At 70.1% G+C, this 15,512-nt stretch carries 17 protein-coding genes and 1 tRNA gene; 6 read left to right on the top strand and 12 right to left on the bottom strand.

The window, feature by feature from the left end:
- The first annotated feature begins 22 nt into the window (after positions 1-22).
- Positions 23-799, top strand: a complete 777-nt coding sequence (gene rph / locus ACIQWX_RS32810) for a ribonuclease PH (RefSeq protein ID WP_086679794.1) — start codon at positions 23-25, stop codon at positions 797-799.
- The gene (gene rdgB, locus ACIQWX_RS32805) at positions 796-1,404 is read left to right on the top strand and encodes an RdgB/HAM1 family non-canonical purine NTP pyrophosphatase (RefSeq protein WP_400879369.1); all 609 of its coding nucleotides are present in this window, start codon (positions 796-798) and stop codon (positions 1,402-1,404) included. The genes rph and rdgB overlap by 4 nt, the downstream gene beginning before the upstream one ends.
- Here rdgB and ACIQWX_RS32800 read toward each other — a convergent pair.
- The 6 genes from ACIQWX_RS32800 to ACIQWX_RS32775 form a co-directional block, all read right to left on the bottom strand.
- On the bottom strand, positions 1,401-4,538 hold the full coding sequence (locus tag ACIQWX_RS32800) for an NACHT domain-containing protein (RefSeq protein WP_400879367.1): 3,138 nt from the start codon (positions 4,536-4,538) through the stop codon (positions 1,401-1,403). The two genes, rdgB and ACIQWX_RS32800, sit on opposite strands and share 4 nt — an antisense overlap.
- A 1-nt stretch (position 4,539) precedes the next feature.
- Positions 4,540-5,013, bottom strand: coding sequence for a thioredoxin-dependent thiol peroxidase (gene bcp, locus ACIQWX_RS32795; protein WP_400879364.1), 474 nt, complete (start codon positions 5,011-5,013; stop codon positions 4,540-4,542).
- 16 nt (positions 5,014-5,029) lie between these two features.
- Entirely contained in the window at positions 5,030-5,572 is a 543-nt protein-coding gene (locus ACIQWX_RS32790; protein ID WP_400879362.1) for a hypothetical protein, read from the bottom strand.
- Between the two features lie 192 nt (positions 5,573-5,764).
- Positions 5,765-5,947, bottom strand: a complete 183-nt coding sequence (locus tag ACIQWX_RS32785) for a hypothetical protein (RefSeq protein ID WP_400879360.1) — start codon at positions 5,945-5,947, stop codon at positions 5,765-5,767.
- A 135-nt stretch (positions 5,948-6,082) separates the two neighbouring features.
- Positions 6,083-6,970 carry a hypothetical protein gene (locus tag ACIQWX_RS32780; RefSeq protein ID WP_400879357.1) on the bottom strand — a complete coding sequence of 296 codons (888 nt, stop codon included), beginning with the start codon at positions 6,968-6,970 and terminating at the stop codon, positions 6,083-6,085.
- A 49-nt stretch (positions 6,971-7,019) separates the two neighbouring features.
- Positions 7,020-7,910 (bottom strand): AraC family transcriptional regulator N-terminal domain-containing protein, encoded by an 891-nt coding sequence (locus tag ACIQWX_RS32775; protein WP_400879354.1) that lies wholly within the window; start codon positions 7,908-7,910, stop codon positions 7,020-7,022.
- 140 nt (positions 7,911-8,050) lie between these two features.
- Between ACIQWX_RS32775 and ACIQWX_RS32770 the strand changes: the two genes are divergently transcribed.
- Complete coding sequence (locus ACIQWX_RS32770) at positions 8,051-9,133, top strand: aldo/keto reductase (RefSeq protein ID WP_400879351.1); 1,083 nt, start codon at positions 8,051-8,053, stop codon at positions 9,131-9,133.
- Here the strand turns inward: ACIQWX_RS32770 and ACIQWX_RS32765 are convergent.
- The gene (locus ACIQWX_RS32765) at positions 9,127-9,876 is read right to left on the bottom strand and encodes an NAD(P)-binding domain-containing protein (protein ID WP_400879348.1); all 750 of its coding nucleotides are present in this window, start codon (positions 9,874-9,876) and stop codon (positions 9,127-9,129) included. The two genes, ACIQWX_RS32770 and ACIQWX_RS32765, sit on opposite strands and share 7 nt — an antisense overlap.
- Positions 9,877-9,884: 8 nt before the next feature.
- A complete protein-coding gene (locus ACIQWX_RS32760; protein WP_400879346.1) occupies positions 9,885-10,802 on the bottom strand; it encodes a helix-turn-helix domain-containing protein in 918 nt (305 codons plus the stop codon).
- A 70-nt stretch (positions 10,803-10,872) separates the two neighbouring features.
- Here ACIQWX_RS32760 and ACIQWX_RS32755 point away from each other — a divergent pair, with 70 nt between their 5' ends.
- Positions 10,873-11,820 carry a saccharopine dehydrogenase NADP-binding domain-containing protein gene (locus ACIQWX_RS32755; protein ID WP_400879344.1) on the top strand — a complete coding sequence of 316 codons (948 nt, stop codon included), beginning with the start codon at positions 10,873-10,875 and terminating at the stop codon, positions 11,818-11,820.
- Here ACIQWX_RS32755 and ACIQWX_RS32750 read toward each other — a convergent pair.
- Positions 11,746-12,735, bottom strand: coding sequence for an AraC family transcriptional regulator (locus ACIQWX_RS32750; RefSeq protein WP_400879341.1), 990 nt, complete (start codon positions 12,733-12,735; stop codon positions 11,746-11,748). The two genes, ACIQWX_RS32755 and ACIQWX_RS32750, sit on opposite strands and share 75 nt — an antisense overlap.
- 84 nt (positions 12,736-12,819) lie before the next feature.
- On the opposite strand from ACIQWX_RS32750, the gene ACIQWX_RS32745 reads away from it, so the two are divergent.
- Positions 12,820-13,671: an NAD(P)H-binding protein gene (locus tag ACIQWX_RS32745; protein ID WP_400879338.1), complete on the top strand. Its 852-nt coding sequence runs from the start codon at positions 12,820-12,822 to the stop codon at positions 13,669-13,671.
- 232 nt (positions 13,672-13,903) lie between these two features.
- Here ACIQWX_RS32745 and ACIQWX_RS32740 read toward each other — a convergent pair.
- Positions 13,904-13,977, bottom strand: a tRNA-Leu gene (locus ACIQWX_RS32740).
- A 97-nt stretch (positions 13,978-14,074) separates the two neighbouring features.
- Between ACIQWX_RS32740 and ACIQWX_RS32735 the strand changes: the two genes are divergently transcribed.
- Positions 14,075-14,296: a DUF3618 domain-containing protein gene (locus ACIQWX_RS32735; protein ID WP_400879336.1), complete on the top strand. Its 222-nt coding sequence runs from the start codon at positions 14,075-14,077 to the stop codon at positions 14,294-14,296.
- Here ACIQWX_RS32735 and ACIQWX_RS32730 read toward each other — a convergent pair whose 3' ends face one another.
- Both ACIQWX_RS32730 and ACIQWX_RS32725 read right to left on the bottom strand, forming a co-directional pair.
- Positions 14,297-14,707: a hypothetical protein gene (locus ACIQWX_RS32730; protein WP_400879820.1), complete on the bottom strand. Its 411-nt coding sequence runs from the start codon at positions 14,705-14,707 to the stop codon at positions 14,297-14,299.
- Positions 14,708-14,914: 207 nt separating this feature from the next.
- Positions 14,915-15,472: a TetR/AcrR family transcriptional regulator gene (locus ACIQWX_RS32725; protein ID WP_400879817.1), complete on the bottom strand. Its 558-nt coding sequence runs from the start codon at positions 15,470-15,472 to the stop codon at positions 14,915-14,917.
- Between the last annotated feature and the right edge of the window lie 40 nt (positions 15,473-15,512).

The raw sequence follows: 15,512 nt of genomic DNA, 5'->3' as shown, positions 1-15,512 counted from the left end.
CGCCGGTCCTAGAGTGCTCTCCGTGGCTCGCAAAGATGGCAGGAACGACGACCAGCTCCGGGACATCAAGATCACCCGGGGGTTCCAGCAGTGGCCGGCGGGGTCGGTCCTGATCGAATTCGGCAACACGCGCGTGCTGTGCGCGGCGAGCGTCACCGAAGGGGTGCCGCGCTGGCGGGCCGGGTCCGGGCTGGGGTGGGTGACCGCCGAGTACGCGATGCTGCCGTCGGCGACCAACACCCGCGGCGACCGCGAGTCGGTCAAGGGGCGCATCGGCGGGCGCACGCACGAGATCTCGCGGCTGATCGGCCGCTCGCTGCGGGCCTGCATCGACCTGGCGGCGCTGGGCGAGAACACGATCGTCATCGACTGCGACGTCATCCAGGCCGACGGCGGCACCCGCACGGCCGCGGTGACCGGCGGCTACGTGGCGCTGGCGGACGCGATCACGTGGCTGGGCGCGGCGAACCGCCTCAACGACCCCCAGCCGCTGTCGTCGTCGGTGGCGGCGGTGAGCGTCGGCGTGGTCGACGGCCGGGTGCGGCTCGACCTGCCGTACGAGGAGGACTCGCGTGCGGAGGTCGACATGAACGTGGTGGCGACGGACGCGGGCACGCTGATCGAGGTCCAGGGCACCGGCGAGGGCGCGACGTTCGCGCGATCCACTTTGGACACGATGCTGGACGTGGCACTGGCGGGGTGTGCCGAGCTGACCCGGCTGCAGAACGAGGCGCTGGCGCTGCCGTACCCGGGTGAGCTGCCGGAACCGCGTCCGGACAAGAAGAAGGGCTCGAAGTGACGAAGCTGCTTTTGGCGACGCGCAACGAGAAGAAGCTCGGTGAGCTGCGGCGGATCCTGGTGGCGGAAGGGATTTCCGGCCTGGAGGTCATCGGGTTGGCGGACGTCCCTTCGTTCCCGGAGGCACCTGAGACTGCTCCGGATTTCGAGGGCAACGCGGTGGCGAAGGCCCGTGATGCCGTGGCGGCTTGTGGGTTGCCGGCTATCGCTGATGATTCGGGTATCGCTGTTGACGCGTTGAACGGGATGCCGGGGGTGTTGTCGGCGCGGTGGTCGGGTGGCCACGGGGATGACGACGCGAATTTGGACTTGGTGCTGGGGCAGTTGCGGGACGTGCCGGACGAGAGGCGTGGGGCGCAGTTCGTTTGCGCGGCGGCTCTTGTTTTGGTGTCTGGTGAGGAGACGGTGGTCCGCGGGGAGTGGCGCGGGTCGCTGATTCGTGCGCGGCGGGGTGCCAATGGGTTCGGGTATGACCCGATCTTCGTGCCGGACGGGGAGTCTCGGACGTCGGCGGAGATGGAGCCGGCCGAGAAGGATGCGGTTTCCCACCGGGGCAGGGCGTTGCGCGCCCTGCTCCCGGCGTTGCGGGAACTCGCGGAGGGCTAACTGACGATCAGCTTGACGCCGGGGCCGAGCTTCTCCACGCCGAGGAGTTCGGTCTTGGTGGCTTCGATGGTCAAGTTCAGGTCGGCCAGTGGACTGAGATCCACCGGTTCCGCGAGCGAGACGAGAGTCAGCTTGCGCAGCTCCGGCGCGGTGGCGATCGGACCGAGATCGTCCATTTCCACCTCATGCAACTCGAGGTCGGTCATGCGGGGGAAGCACTCGACGACCGGTTCGCCGGTCATCGGAATCTTTTGGGCATCGAGCCAGTGATAAAGCACGACCTTCGTTGGTCTCGTAAGAGGGGTCGATGCGCTCAACGCTTCCGGTCGGATGTCCTGAAGGGCGACTGTGTGCAGTTTGTCCAGGGAGGCGAGTGGATCGAGATCCTCCACCCGCTGCAGGCATTGAAGTGCGAGAAACTGGACGCTCCTCAGCTCACCGAAGGCTTCGAGACCACGCCACGGCACCAGGTTGTTGAGGATCAGGTACTCCAGCTGATCGAGTGCGCTCAGGCGTTGTATGCCGGTAAACGCGCAAGCGAAGTGCAGGAAGGCCGAGTACAGGTTCGGATGATCGCTCAAGGGGCCGATGTCGACAGTTGCCTCGTCGTGGAAATACAAACTGATGGATCTCAAGTGCGGCAGGGAGTCGAGTGCGCGGAGATCAAGTTGTGGCTCCGAAATCGGCAAATGCACTCGCAGCTCGGTCAAATTCTCGAGGTGGTGCACGTGTGGCAACAGTCGCGTGGTCCTGATCATGGTCCGGCCGTTGGCGAGGGGCGAATCGGCCAAGACCTCGATCGCGTACCTTTCCGGATCGAAGTACTGCCAGGCCCGACTTAGTTGATCCTGGACGTTACGGCGAGGGTCCTGTGCGTAGTTGCGTAGCAGCCTCAGCGCGTCGGTTCCTGCGGTCAGTGCCGCCGCCCGGACCGAAGCCGCTGCCACCGCGTCCGACAGCCCCTCGAGGGTCTCCGGCAAATACCGCAGCACCCGATGCCCGATCGACGCCAACGATTGCGTCTCCCGCATGCTTCGCGGCGGCACCAGATGCTCCTGAACCGTCCGCTCGACCCGCGCGATCACGTCCGGCGACACATTGCTCACCGTCTCCAGGCAAGCCGCTGCCAGCAAACGAAGGTGGCGCGCATGGCGGGTTCCCTCGTCCGCCCGGTCCAGGATTCCCGTCAGCAACGTCCCCACCTGGTGGTGCTTCGCATGGCCGCACGCCATCACGATCGTCTCCCACCACGTGTCCAGGTGGGCCCGGTCGATCAACGTCTCCAGGTGGTCCTGCTCGGTCGCTTCGTTGGCGGCCAAGCACTCCTGGAACGTCCGGTGCACGAAGTCGACCCGGTCCCGCACCGGCTCGCGAAGCACCCCACTGCGCTCGAGAAGGTGGTCGAGGACTTCGTCAGGCGTGTGGTCGACGTGCGGCAACGACGGCAGGCGACGCGCGATGTGGTCGCGGACGCGGTCCTTCGGCAGCTCCACCTTCGACGCCAGCGAAAGCCGCCACGCCAGATCACCCAGCAGGATCTGCTTCTGCGCCTCCGTGAGGATCACGCCGATCTTGCGTTCCGCATCGCGCAGGTGCAGCAGCATCGACAACGCCTTGCGGTACAGGTCCATCCGGTCCCGCGGCAGCTCGGACCGATGGGCCAGGTTCAGCGCGCACAGCATGGCGCACAGGAGAGGACTCGCTGCCAGCGTCCGCAGGTGTGGGCGGCTGTCGAGCTGGTTGAGCAGCCGCCGCTGGACCGCGGGCAGGTCCGTGTCCGGCCGTACCGTTCCGCCCGCCGCGGCCGCCTTGTGCCAGCGCTCCACCAGCGCTCGGATGTCGTCGGCGTTCATCGGTTCGAGCAGGACGCACCCGAACTCCTCCTGGAGCAGCCAGCGCTGGTCGGCCGCAGCCGTGCGCGAGGTCACGACGACCACGTTGTCCGGGAAAGCCAGCGTCAGCTCGCGCAGCCAGGCCTTCACCTCCCGGCGGTGGCTCGTGCCCACTTCGTCGACGCCGTCGACCAGGACCATGGCCCGTCCGGTCTCGAGGAGACGGCGGGCCCAGCCCTCCGGTGGCGCCAGCATCGGCGCGATGTGCGCGACGAACTCCTCCGGACGCGGCAGCGGCTCGGCGGCGAAGGACCGCAGCCGGATCGGGAACGGCACCCGGCCGTTCCAGCCGGCGAGCTTGCCGGTGAACCGGCCGCGGGCCGCCGTCACGGCCAGCCAGTCCAGCAGTGTCGTCTTCCCTGACCCGGCCTCCCCGCGCACCAGGACCCGGGTGGCGTCGCTCAGCGCCGTCTCCACCCGCATGTTCGCGCTGCCCACGTGGTCGTGCCGCTTCTCGAACCACAGCTCATCGATGCGACGGTCGGCCGGGCGGGATTCGCCTTCCGGCGAGACGCTCAGGCTCAGGTAGGCGACCGTCAGCGGCAACGCGGGCTGGTCGTCCATGGTCAGGCCGAGCAGCTCGAGCCGGTCGAGGGTGCGGGCGAGGAAGCTCGAATAGCCGGCCTCGAACTCGGCGTCGCGGTCGATGCCTTCCGGGGCCGCGAGGCTCGTCTTCGGGAGGCGGGCCAGCAGCTCCTCCAGCTGGTCGCTCTGCTTGCTGAGCCGGCCCAGCACCTCCGCCAACGCCCGAGGCTGGAACGACGGCAGGTGCCGCACCACCTGCACCAACTGCCGGCACGCCTGGTCGAGGGCCAGCTCGTACAACGCCGCCGCCTTGGGGGCGAGGTCTCGCGAAGCCGCCAGATCGGGCAGCGAACCGCGGATCCGGCGGGCCAGCTGCTCGGGATCCGCGTCCGCCGACAGCAAGGCCTCGTCCGACAGATCCGCCTTCGTCAATGCGTCTTCGACGGCCAGGAGAGCCGCGTCGATCTCGTTCTGCGGCAACGTCGAGAAGCGATCGGCGAGGACCTGCTCCAGCTGCTCGGCGACCTGCGTGCCGATGAGCTGGACCAGGTTCTCCAGCTTGCGCCGTTCCAACGGGCCCTTCAGCTCGCCGGCCGCCAGGCCGACCAGGTCGGCAGAGCGTTCGAAGGTGGCTTTCCGCCTCTGCAACCACGACTTCGCCGCGGCGGAGGCGATCTGCCCGCCGAGCTTGAGTGCCGGCCCCTCCAGGCTCGTCACGTCAAGAAGCCAGGCCGAGGTCCCGGATCAGCTTCGCCACGTGGCCGGTCGCGCGGACGTTGTAGAAGGCGTGGGCGATCTTGCCGTCGGCGTCCACCACGAACGTCGAACGGATCACGCCCAGGTACGTCTTCCCGTAGTTCTTCTTCTCGCCGTACGCGCCCCACGCCTCGATGACGCCCTTGTCCGGGTCGCCCAGGAGCGGGAACGTCAGGCTCTCGTTCGCGGCGAACTTCGCCAGCTTCGCCTGCGTGTCCGGCGAAATGCCGATGACCTGGTAGCCGGCGTCGTCCAGCTCGGCGAGGTTGTCGCGGAAGTCGCACGCCTGCTTGGTGCAGCCCGGGGTGCTCGCCGCCGGGTAGAAGTACACCACCACGGACTTGCCGCGGTAGTCGCGCAGCGAGACGTCCTTGCCCTCGCTGTCGGGCAGGGTGAAGTCCGGGGCTTCGTCGCCGGGGGAAAGTCGCTCGGTCATGGGACCGAGCGTAGCGTCAGGCGGGGCCGCAGTAGGTGACCGCGGCGGGCTCCGTCGCGCTCGGGCGGATCTGCAGGCGCAGCTGGGCCGGCTCCGGCTGGACCGCGAACGCCAGCGTGACGTGCACCGAGCGGCCCGGCAGCACGTCCTTGCCCGCGTCCGCGATGCCGGTGAACCCCTGCGTCGTGTCCACGACCTGCTTGACCGGGCTGCCCGACGAGGTCGCGGTGACCGTGAGGCCCGAAAGCTTGTACGTCGTCGCGCCGTCGTTCGTCAGCTCGACGTCGAACGCCGCGCCGCGGGGGCTGCGCGGGTAGGCCGACACGCTGGGCTGGAACGACTTGGGCGAGCCGACCGAGATGGTGAGGCCGCTGGCGAACCGGTGGTCGGCGCCGAACTTGAGGTCGTTGCCCGCCTGGGAAGCCGACGCTCCCGCGCCCGCCGGCGAACCCGCGCCGAGGGCCGCGGTGCCGTCCTGCGCCGACGGGACCCCGCACGCCACCGCCAGGGAAAGCAGTCCTGTGGTGAACATGATCTTGCACGTGCGCGCGAGCGCCATCGCGGGTACTCCAGTCGGCGGGTCGGGGGTGCCGTTCGGCAACGGGGCGTGCCGGGCGAACCCGCTCCACTCTGGCCGTGATCGCGCGGGGTTACGAGGAAACACAGGGGGTTGTCGCGCACCTGGTGCCGCGCCGTGGCCAATCCGTGACCGGAACGGCACGGGTGGTGACAATCACCACCGACATGCCACTTAAACCGCGAGCGCGAACAGCAGGATGAAGATCGCGACGCCGACCACCCACGCGGCCATCAGCCAGCCGAAATCGCGCACCGGGTCAACCGCGCGGCTCTCCTCGCCGGGCACGTAGACGCCGCGTTCCTCGAACCAGTCGGCCCAGCGGGCGAACCAGCTCAACGGGTTGCGCGACGACATGCCTCACCTCCGGGCGCGAGCGTTCCCGTCACAGTACGGGTTCGACCGGGCACACCGTAAGGCACGGGACCGGTCACCGCCGGTGACGTCGACGTGCCACGGCCGAGTGAAGCTCGACATCGCTCGTGTAGAAGCTCAGACGACTCCGTTGCGCTGCAGGATCGACACCGCACGGACCGTCGCGTAGCCACGCCATTCGAGTTCGGCGGCGGGCGAATAACTCGCGAAATCGACGCGCCAGCCGCCGTCGTCCTGCTGCTGTTCGGCGAGCCGCTGCAGCTCCGCGTCGACGACGGCGTCCGCGAACAACGCGCGGGCCGGGCGGTCCGGCAGCGGCGCGAAGTCCAGTGCGCGCAGCGTTTCCCCTTCCGAACCGCCGGCGACCGGCACCAACCCGTCCGGTGAGATGTACGCGGCCAGCCGGTCCAGCAGCGGGGCCGCCTCGGCGTGGAAGTCGTGCGCCGCGTCCACCACGCCCACCGCGAACGACAGCGCGATCGCGTGGGGTGCTTCGGAAAGCGCGCGGATCTCGCGGAAGCAGTATTCGGTCGCCGCCGCGAGCCACGGGTGGTCGCGCACCGCGCGGTCGTGGCGGGCGACGCGCAGGGCGACTCCGGCGGTGAACGCCGTGCTCTGCAGCGTCGCCTCCTTGGGGTCGGCCTGGACCCAGAAGGGTGCGCAGCCCGCCGGGTCCGCCACGGGCAGGGCGAAGGGCAGGCCGCCGTCCGGGGTCGACACCGAGGCCAGCCAGTCGCACAGCCGCGCGGCGTGCGGGGTGGTGTCCGGGCCGAGCTCTTCGAAGACCTCGAAGGCGTGCAGCGCGCCGCCGGGCTGGCTTTCCGGCGCCCGCAGGTCGGGCTCGAGGCCCCAGCCGTAGCCGCCGTCGGGGTTGCGGTAGCCGTCGACGGCGGCCAGGACGGCGTCGGCGTGGGTTTCGCCGCGGAGCAGCTCGAAGCGGCGTCGGTCGAGGAGCCGGGCGTGCGTCGCCATGAACGACGCCGCCGCGGAAAGGTGCACAGCCATGCGCCCAGCGTCGCACCGGCGCGGGCGCGGGTCTTGAACGGATCGGACGTCAGGGCAGCTGCGGCCCCGGGGCGGCCGCCGCACGCAGGCGGGCCGCGTCCTGACCGGGCGGGGCGCCGAAGAGCCGCCGGTACTCGCGGTTGAACTGCGACGGGCTGTCGTAGCCGACGAGGTGCCCGACGCGCGCGACGTCGCCCGCGTCGGCGAGCAGCAGCGAACGGGCCTCCTGCAGGCGGATGCGCTTCTGGAACTGCAGCGGGCTCAGCGCCGTGACCGCGCGGAAGTGCCGGTGGAACGCGGACGGGCTCAGCCCGCTCAGCTTCGCGAGCTCGTCGATCCGCATCGGTTCGGCGAAGTTCTCGCGGATCCATCGGATCGCGCCATTGATCGAGTGGGACCCGCTGTCGGCCAGGCCGATCTGCCGGAGCAGGCCGCCGTGCGGGCCGGTCAGCAGGCGCCAGAGGATCTCCTGCTCGATCAGCGGGGCGAGGACGGGCGCGTCGGCGGGGTGGCCGACCAGCCGCACCAGCCGGACGACGGCGTCGAGCAGCTCGGGGCTCGCGTCCCCGGTCGCGATCGGCGACGCGGGCGGCGTGCGCGGGAACCGGCCAGGCGGGGCTTCCAGTAGCAGCGGGGCGATGGCGGCGGGCCGCAGCGTGAGGCCGACGCCCAGCGCCGGCGTCCGCGGGGTCGCGCCGAGGAAGTGGCCGGTCACCGGCAGGTCGGTGCCGACCAGCAGGTACTGCCCGGCGCGGTATTCGTGCACCTGCTCGCCGAGCAGCAGGCGTTTGCCGCCCTGAGCCATGACCACCAGGAGCGGCTCGGCCAGCGAGTGGTGCGGCTCGCTCGTGTCCACTTCGGACAGCAGCAGGCCCGGGACCGGCGTGCGCAGGTCGGCGCGCGCGTGGGTGGCGACGAGGTCGCGAAGCTCGGTCAGCACTGCTCCAGGGAAGCACGGCCGCTTGCTGATGACAATCGTCTTTGCGCGGATCGTGCAAGAGGTTGCGTCGATCGATCTACCGTCTAACTCGGGGTTTGCGGTTTTCTGGTGGTGTTGATCCGACACCGGAGGAGAGTTCCATGCCACTCGACCACTACGTCACCCTCGGCCGGTCCGGGCTGCGCGTCAGCCCGTTCGCGCTCGGCGCGATGACCTTCGGCGAGGACCCCGGCGGCGCCGGCTGCAGCGTGGAGGAGTCCGAGAAGATCCTCGCGACCTACCTCGACCTCGGCGGGAACTTCGTCGACACGGCCAACTTCTACACCAACGGCCATTCGGAGAAGATCCTCGGCGACTTCTTCGCCGCGCGGCCCGGCCTGCGCTCGCGGGTGGTGCTGGCGTCGAAGTTCTTCGGCAACATGTTCCCGGGCGACCCCAACGGCGGCGGCGCCGGCCGCGCGTCGATCATCGCCCAGCTCGACGAGTCGCTGCGGCGGCTGCGGACCGACCACCTCGACGTCTACTGGCTGCACAACTGGGACCGCCACACGCCGATCGAGGAGACGCTGCGGACCCTCGACGACCTGGTGCGCGCGGGCAAGATCCGGTACGTCGGTTTCTCGAACACGCCGGCATGGGTGACGGCGCAGGCCCAGACGACGGCGTCGCTGCGGGGCTGGACGCCGCTGGTCGCGCTGCAGGTCGAGTACTCCCTGCTGGCGCGGACGGTGGAGGGGGAGCTGGCGCCGTTCGCGCTCGACCAGGGGATCGCGCTGACACCGTGGAGCCCGTTGAAGAACGGCTTCTTGTCGGGCAAGTACCGGCGCGATTCCGGCGCCGTCGACTCGGCCCGGGCGGCGTTCGTCGGTGGTCCTTCTCCGGCCGAGTACGCCGTGATCGACGAGGTGGCTTCGATCGCTTCGTCCTTGGAGACGACGTCCGCGGCGGTTTCCCTGGCGTGGCTGCGGGCGCGGCCGGGAACGGTGGTTCCGATCGTCGGCGCTCGGCGGCTGGAGCACTTGACGGGCAACTTGGCAGGTTTGGACGTGACGCTGTCGGCGGCGGATTTGGCGCGCTTGGACGAGGTTTCCGCGCCGACACTGGATTATCCGGCGCCGATGCACGGCGCCCAGCGGGCGATGCTGCAGTTCGCGGGCGCGACGGTCGACGGCGAACCGTCCACTGTGTACCCGCCGCTGCTGCAGAGCGACGTGCGCTATTGATTGGTGAGGCGGGCAAGGACTTCGTCGAGGGCTTGGCGGGTTCGGTCGTCGTTCTGGGTGGTGGTCCGGAACTGTTCGTTGATCCCGCCGGGCGTTTCGTGCTTGCGGGCGAGTTCGCCGAGGGTGCCGCCGTGGCCGGCGAGGGTGCGGCCGAGTTCGCCGAAGACGTGCGCGATGTAGGCGTCGGCGTCTTCGGCGGTGACGCCGTGGTCGGCCATCCACCCGGCGACGGCGGCGAGCTGGGCGAGGTGCGCGGAGAAGGTGGCGGTGGCGGCGCTGAAGGTGGCGAGGGTGGCTTCGTCCGCGGGGACGACGACGTCGCCGACGCGGTCGAAGAGTTCCCTCGCGGCGGGGTCGCCGGGGTAGAGGGCGGTGCGGCTCGCCCGCCGGCTCGCGGTGGGCAGCGGGATGGAGCGGATGATCCGATGGGCCGGGGCGGCCCATTCGCGCAGCTGCGCGAGGGTGGTGCCGGCGACCGCGCTGACGACGACGTGCTCGGGCCGGAAAGTGAGTTCTGTCAGTACAGTTCGGACGACCTGCGGCCGCACGGCGACGACAACGGTGTTGGCGCGGTCGAGCACGTCCTGGTTGTCCCGGCAGACTTCGACGGTCGGGAACCGTTCTGCCAGGTCGTGGGCGATGTCGTGGTTGCGGGGAGAGAGGAAGACGGCGACGTCCTCGTTGAGTCCTTCGACGATGGCGGCGGTGAGCTCGCCGGTGCCCACGAACCCGTACGACTGCATGGCGAACCTTAACCGCGGAAGGTGCGGCGGTACGTGTCCGGGGGCACGCCGACCGTCCGGTTGAAATGCCGCCGCAACGTCGTCGCCGTGCCCATCCCGACCGACACCGCGATCTTCTCCACCGGCGAATCCGTCTTCTCCAACAATTCCTGCGCCCGCCGGATCCGCTGGATCAACAGCCACCGCAACGGGGTCGTGCCCGTCGCCGCGTGGAAGTGGCGGGTCAAGTGCCGCGTGCTCACCCTTGCCTGGCGGGCCAGGTCCTCCACCGTCAACGGCTGGTCCAGCCGCGCGGTGATCCACGGGAGCAGCGCCGCCAGTGGGTGGTCGTCGCGCGCCGGGACCGGTGTGGCCACGTACTGGGCCTGGCCGCCCGCTCGGTGCGGGGGCACCACCAAGCGGCGGGCGACCGCGTTGGCCGCCGCGGGGCCGTGGTCGGCGCGGACCAGGTGGAGGCACAGGTCCATCGCCGCCGCCTTGCCCGCCGACGTCAGCACGCGGCCGTTGTCGACGTACAGCACGTCCGGGTCCACCGTCACCCGCGGGAACCGGGCGGCGAGGACGTCCGTGTGCGCCCAGTGCGTCGTCGCGCGGAGGCCGTCGAGCAGGCCGGCCGCGGCGAGCACGAACGCGCCCGTGCAGAGGGATGCCACCCGCGCGCCCGCCGCGTAGGCCGCCCGTACCGCCTCGACCAGGTCGGCGGGCGGGTCCGCGTCGACGTCCGCCCAGCCGGGGACGAGCACCGTGCCCGCGCGCGCCAGCCGGTCGAGGCCGTCGTCGGGTTCCAGGAGGAACCGGCCGACGCGGACCGGCGCCGGGCCGCAGACCGCGAAGTCGTAGCGAGGGTCGTCGCCGAAGACCTCGGACGCGATCGTCAGCTCGAACGACAGCATTCCGTCGGTGGCGGCGAGCGCGACAGCGTGCATGTCCGAAAGTGTACGCAGCACGTCGTTCCGGACACTGTCGCGCGCGGGGAACCGTCGCGAGGATTGCCCCATGACTCCGGTACTGGTTTACGGCGCTTACGGACACACCGGCCGCTTCGTGGTGGCCGAGCTGCGCGAGCGCGGCTTCACGCCGATCCTTTCCGGCCGCGACGCGGCGAAGCTCCCGGGAGGGCGGCCGGCCTCGGTCGACGACCCGGCGGCGCTCGACCGCGCGCTGGACGGCGTCGCCGCGGTGATCAACTGCGCCGGCCCGTTCGCCGCGACCGCGCGCCCGGTGGTCGAGGCGACGGCGCGCGCCGGCGTTCCGTACGTGGACGTCGCGGCCGAGATCGAGGCCAACCTCGACACGTTCACGCTGGACGTCGCCACGGTGGTGGTGCCGGCGATGGCGTTCTTCGGCGGCCTGGCCGACCTGCTGGCGACGGCGGCGATGGGCGACTGGCCGGCGGCCGACGAGGTCCACGTCGCCTACGGGCTGAGCGGCTGGCACCCGACGCCCGGCACCCTGGAAGCGGGCCGGGTGTCGCGGGAACGCCGTGGCGGCAAGCGGATCCGGTTCGCGGGCGGCCGGCTGGAACACCGCGAGGACGCGCTGCCGTCGCTGGAGTGGACGTTCCCCGAGCCGCTCGGCACCCGGCCGGTGCTCGGCGAGTTCTCCATGGCCGACATCGTGACGATCCCGAGCCACCTGAAGGTCGCCGACGTCACCAGCTACATGACGACAGACGCGGCCGGCGAGCTGTCGGCGGCGAAGGAGCGCGACGCGGCGGAGACGTTCGTGGTGGACGTGGTGGTCCGCGCCGGCGGCGAGGAACGCCGGGCGGTCGCGCGCGGCGAGGACATCTACGCGGTCAGCGCGCCGCTGGCGGTCGAAGCGGTCGAGCGGATCCTGAGTGGACGGACGAAGGCGACGGGAGTCGTGTCAGCGGGCGAGATCTTCGACGCGGCCGACTTCCTGCGGGCCCTCCACCCGCACGTCGAGGTGGACTTCAGCTGAGGCGCCGCGGTAGCCGCCCGGGGTGGTGGCGTACTCGCGCCGGAAGGCTTTGGCGAAGGCGAAGGCCGACCCGTAGCCGACGGCGGCGGCGACCTGCGCGACCGGCCGGTCGGACTCGCGGAGCAGCCGCGCGGCGGTGGTCATCCGCCAGCGCGTGAGGTAGGTCAGCGGCGGTTCGCCGACGAGTGAGGTGAACCGCCGGGCGAAGGCGGCCCGTGAGAGCCCGGCGGCGGCACCGAGCTGTTCGACGGTCCAGGCGCGGGCGGGATCGCCGTGGATGGCGTCGAGCGCCCGCGCGGTGACGGGATCGGCGAGCGCACCGGACCAGCCGGGAGAGCCGGCGGTCTCGCTGAGCCAGGCACGCAGCATGTAGACGAGCAGGGCGTCGACGAGCGAGGGAGCGACAACGGCGGCCCCGGGCGGGTGCCCGGCCAGTTCGTCGCCGAGCAGCTGGACCATCGCCCGCAACCCGGGGTGCCGCCCCGGCACGGCGGGCAGGTGGACGACTTCGGGCAGGTCCCGCAGAAGCGGGTGCGGCCGGTGGCGCCGCAGCCGGTAGGCCCCGCAGACGACGGTCGCGCGAGCACCGGGTCCAGGCAGCGAGACGCGCCCGAAGGGCGTGGTCGCGGAAGGACGCGTGGGCCGAAAGTCGGTCAAGGGGGTGCCGGGCGTCGAAGCCATGGCGTGCGGAACACCGCGTCCGAGCAGAACGACATCACCGGGGCCGAGTTCAACCGGCTCGAACGCGACGTCACCGGGCAGCGGAGTCAGCCAGCAGGTGCCCTGCAGGACAACGTGGAAGGCGGCACCGGTGGTGTGGTCGAAGCGCAGCCCCCAGGGAGCGTGCGCCTCGGTGTGGGCGGCAACGGGAGTACCGGCCCGCAGCGCGGCAAGCACGTCCGCAAGCACATCCATGGGTCCACGATAGCGAGACGATCGGACAACGCAACGCGGGTTTGAGCCATTCACCGTCTCGCCGGTCAGCCATAGCTTGAGGTCATGACGGTGTGGATCGAAGGTGCGACAGGCAAGGCAGGCCGACGAGTGGTGGAGGCCCTGACGGCGGCAGGGCTACCGGTCCGGGCGGCAAGCCGCCACCCGGGCGAGGCGAGCGGCTCGGTGACCCCGGTGCGGTTCGACTGGTACGACGAATCAACGTGGGCAAACGCGCTCGGCAACGCGGACGCGGTGTTCCTGAAGGGACTGGACAGCGACGACGAAGCGGCGGCAATCATCACGCGTTTCCTGGCGGAAGCGAGCGCGGTGAGCCGGGTGGTGCTGATGTCGGCGGTGGGGGTCGACCGAACACCGAACACGGCACCGCGCAGGGCGGTCGAGCTGGCGGTGGAGCGATCGGGCAGGAGCTGGACGATCTTGAGGCCGAGCTGGTTCTTGCAGAACTTCGACGAGGACGAGTGGGTGTTCGCAAGGGCTCTGCGAGAGAGCAACGAGCTGTACGCGGGCACCGGCGCAAGCAAGGTGGGGTTCACGGACACGCGAGACCTGGCGGACGCGGCGGCAGCGGTCCTGACGCGGGAGGGGCACGAGGGGCGCAGCTACACGATCACGGGCCCGGAGAGGCTGACGTTCGGAGAGATGGCCGAGCTGCTGGCGAAGACATCGGGCCGCCCGATCAAGCACGTGGACGCAAAACCGGAGGAGCACCGGAGGCACTTCGAGAAATCGGGCCGCCCAGAGGCCTGGGTGAACCACATGCTGCACCTGTTCAAGCTGGTAAGAGCAGGGGTGTTCACCGCACAGACGGACGACTTCGAGAACCTGACGGGAAGGAGGCCGCGCACACCAAGGCAGTACGCGGAGGAGAACTGGCAGCCAACCCCACAAAGGTGACCACAGAACGAGCGGGGGTCCGGGGGCGAAGCCCCCGGGGAGGGGGTTCGGGGGCGAAGCCCCAAGGGAGCCGGCCTGAGGCGAAGCCAGGCCGAGAGGGGGTTCGGGGGCGAAGCCCCGAGAAGGGGGTCCGGGGGCGAAGCCCGCCGGGCGGGGTCTGGGGGTTGCACCCCCAGAGAACACGCCGAAGTGAAGCTCAACGCAGGCGCGAAGCGCCGAGGCAAGCGGAACGTGGGCCCGGAGAGATTCGAACTCTCACTGGCATGGACCTAAACCATGTGCCTCTGCCGATTGGGCTACGGGCCCGCTGCGTCTGGAAGCCTAGCGTGCGGCGTGGCCGGTGTGGGGGTGGCGGGGCGGTCGTCTAAGTTGGGTGGGGATGTTGCTGCGGCGAGGAGGACATGTGGCTCGCGATCCGGAGACGATCGAGCGTGAGATCGAGCAGGCCAGGACGGCTTTGGCGGCGACGTTGGATCAGTTGACCGTCAAGGCGGATCCCAAGAAGCTCGCGGATGCTGCGCAGCGTGGGGTGCGGGCGAAGCTGGACAACCCGAAGGTGAAGTTCCCCTTGATCGGTGGGGGGATCCTCGTGTTGGTCTTGTTGGTGCGCAAGCTGCTGAAGTAGTCAGGCGCGGGCCTGCTCGGCCTTTTTTTCGGGCTGGGCGGGCTCGGCGGCCGGCTTGCTTTCCTCGACTGCTTGGGGGAGCTGTTTGCTCGGGGGGAGCGCCGGCTTTTTGTCCGATGTGGTCTGTTGCTTCGGGACGCTGCCGGGCGGTGGGACTTCGAGCGGGGGCAGTTTGGGGAGGGTGAGCCGGGCCGTCATGTAGGCCTGGGTGAACTCGAACGCGCTGCCGTTGAGCAGGTGGACGACGGTGGTTTTGCCTTCGCCGCCGAGTTCCTCGACGAGCTGGTCGGCTCGGTCGCGCGCGGCGATGATGCCGGGTGCTCGTGCGGTGAGCTCCTTGCCTCGGCCGCTGACCGTGATCGCCCAGTCGGCGTCCTCTTGGGTGTACGTCGCCGTGATCGCTTCCACCATCTGCCTCACGCCCCTCTCCCTCTCCAGCATGCTTTACACAACCGTGACGCGGCTACCGCATTCCCATGACGCGGTACACGCGCCCCCTCTTCGGCTGTGGAAAGTCCAGCATCACTTTCTACCGTGCCTTCGACACCGTAGAGCAACTCTGTGTCACAGGACACGACAGCGCTGAGTAACGACCGAATGGCCTAATGCACTTGCATTTTACCGTGCACGGTGCTGGAGGCCGCTCCACAGCACGTCCATGGCGTATTCGGTGGCCGTCTCGGGGCTCACTTCGTCGTGGCGTTCGCACCAGATCGCGAGGCGTTCGCAGGCGCCGACCACGAATTCCGCGGCTGCTTCGGCGCGGAGTTCGTCGCCGCTGTCGAAGTGGCCGCTCATCAGGGCGGCGATGAGGTCGGTCTGCTGGCGGCGGGTTTCCTCGACTTCGTCGGCGGCCGGCGTGCCGATCAGGGCCATCTCGTGGCGCAGGAGCGACCACGCCTGGCGTCGCTCGCGGATGAAGACGAAGAAGGCGAGCAGGCCGCGGCGCAGGGCTTCCTCGGCGGTGGCCGCGCCGACCGTGGCCTGTTCGGTGACCTCGCGCAGGACCGACCGGGACTCGCGGATGCAGGCCAGGAGCAGGCCTTCCTTCGAGTTGAAGTACTCGTACAGCATCGGTTTGGAGACGCCGACGAGTTCGGCGATCTCGTCCATGGACGCGGCCGCGTAGCCGCGGGCCGCGAAGACCTCTTCGGCGACCTCGACCATCTGCCGCATCCGCTCGGCCCGGGGCATGCGCTTGCGCTTCGCGGTGGTC

It is taken from the genome of Amycolatopsis sp. NPDC098790 (genome assembly GCF_044759945.1).
Classification (GTDB): Bacteria; Actinomycetota; Actinomycetes; order Mycobacteriales; family Pseudonocardiaceae; genus Amycolatopsis.
The sequence above is the reverse complement of the archived record's forward strand: the minus strand, read 5'-3'. Positions and strand labels throughout refer to the sequence as shown.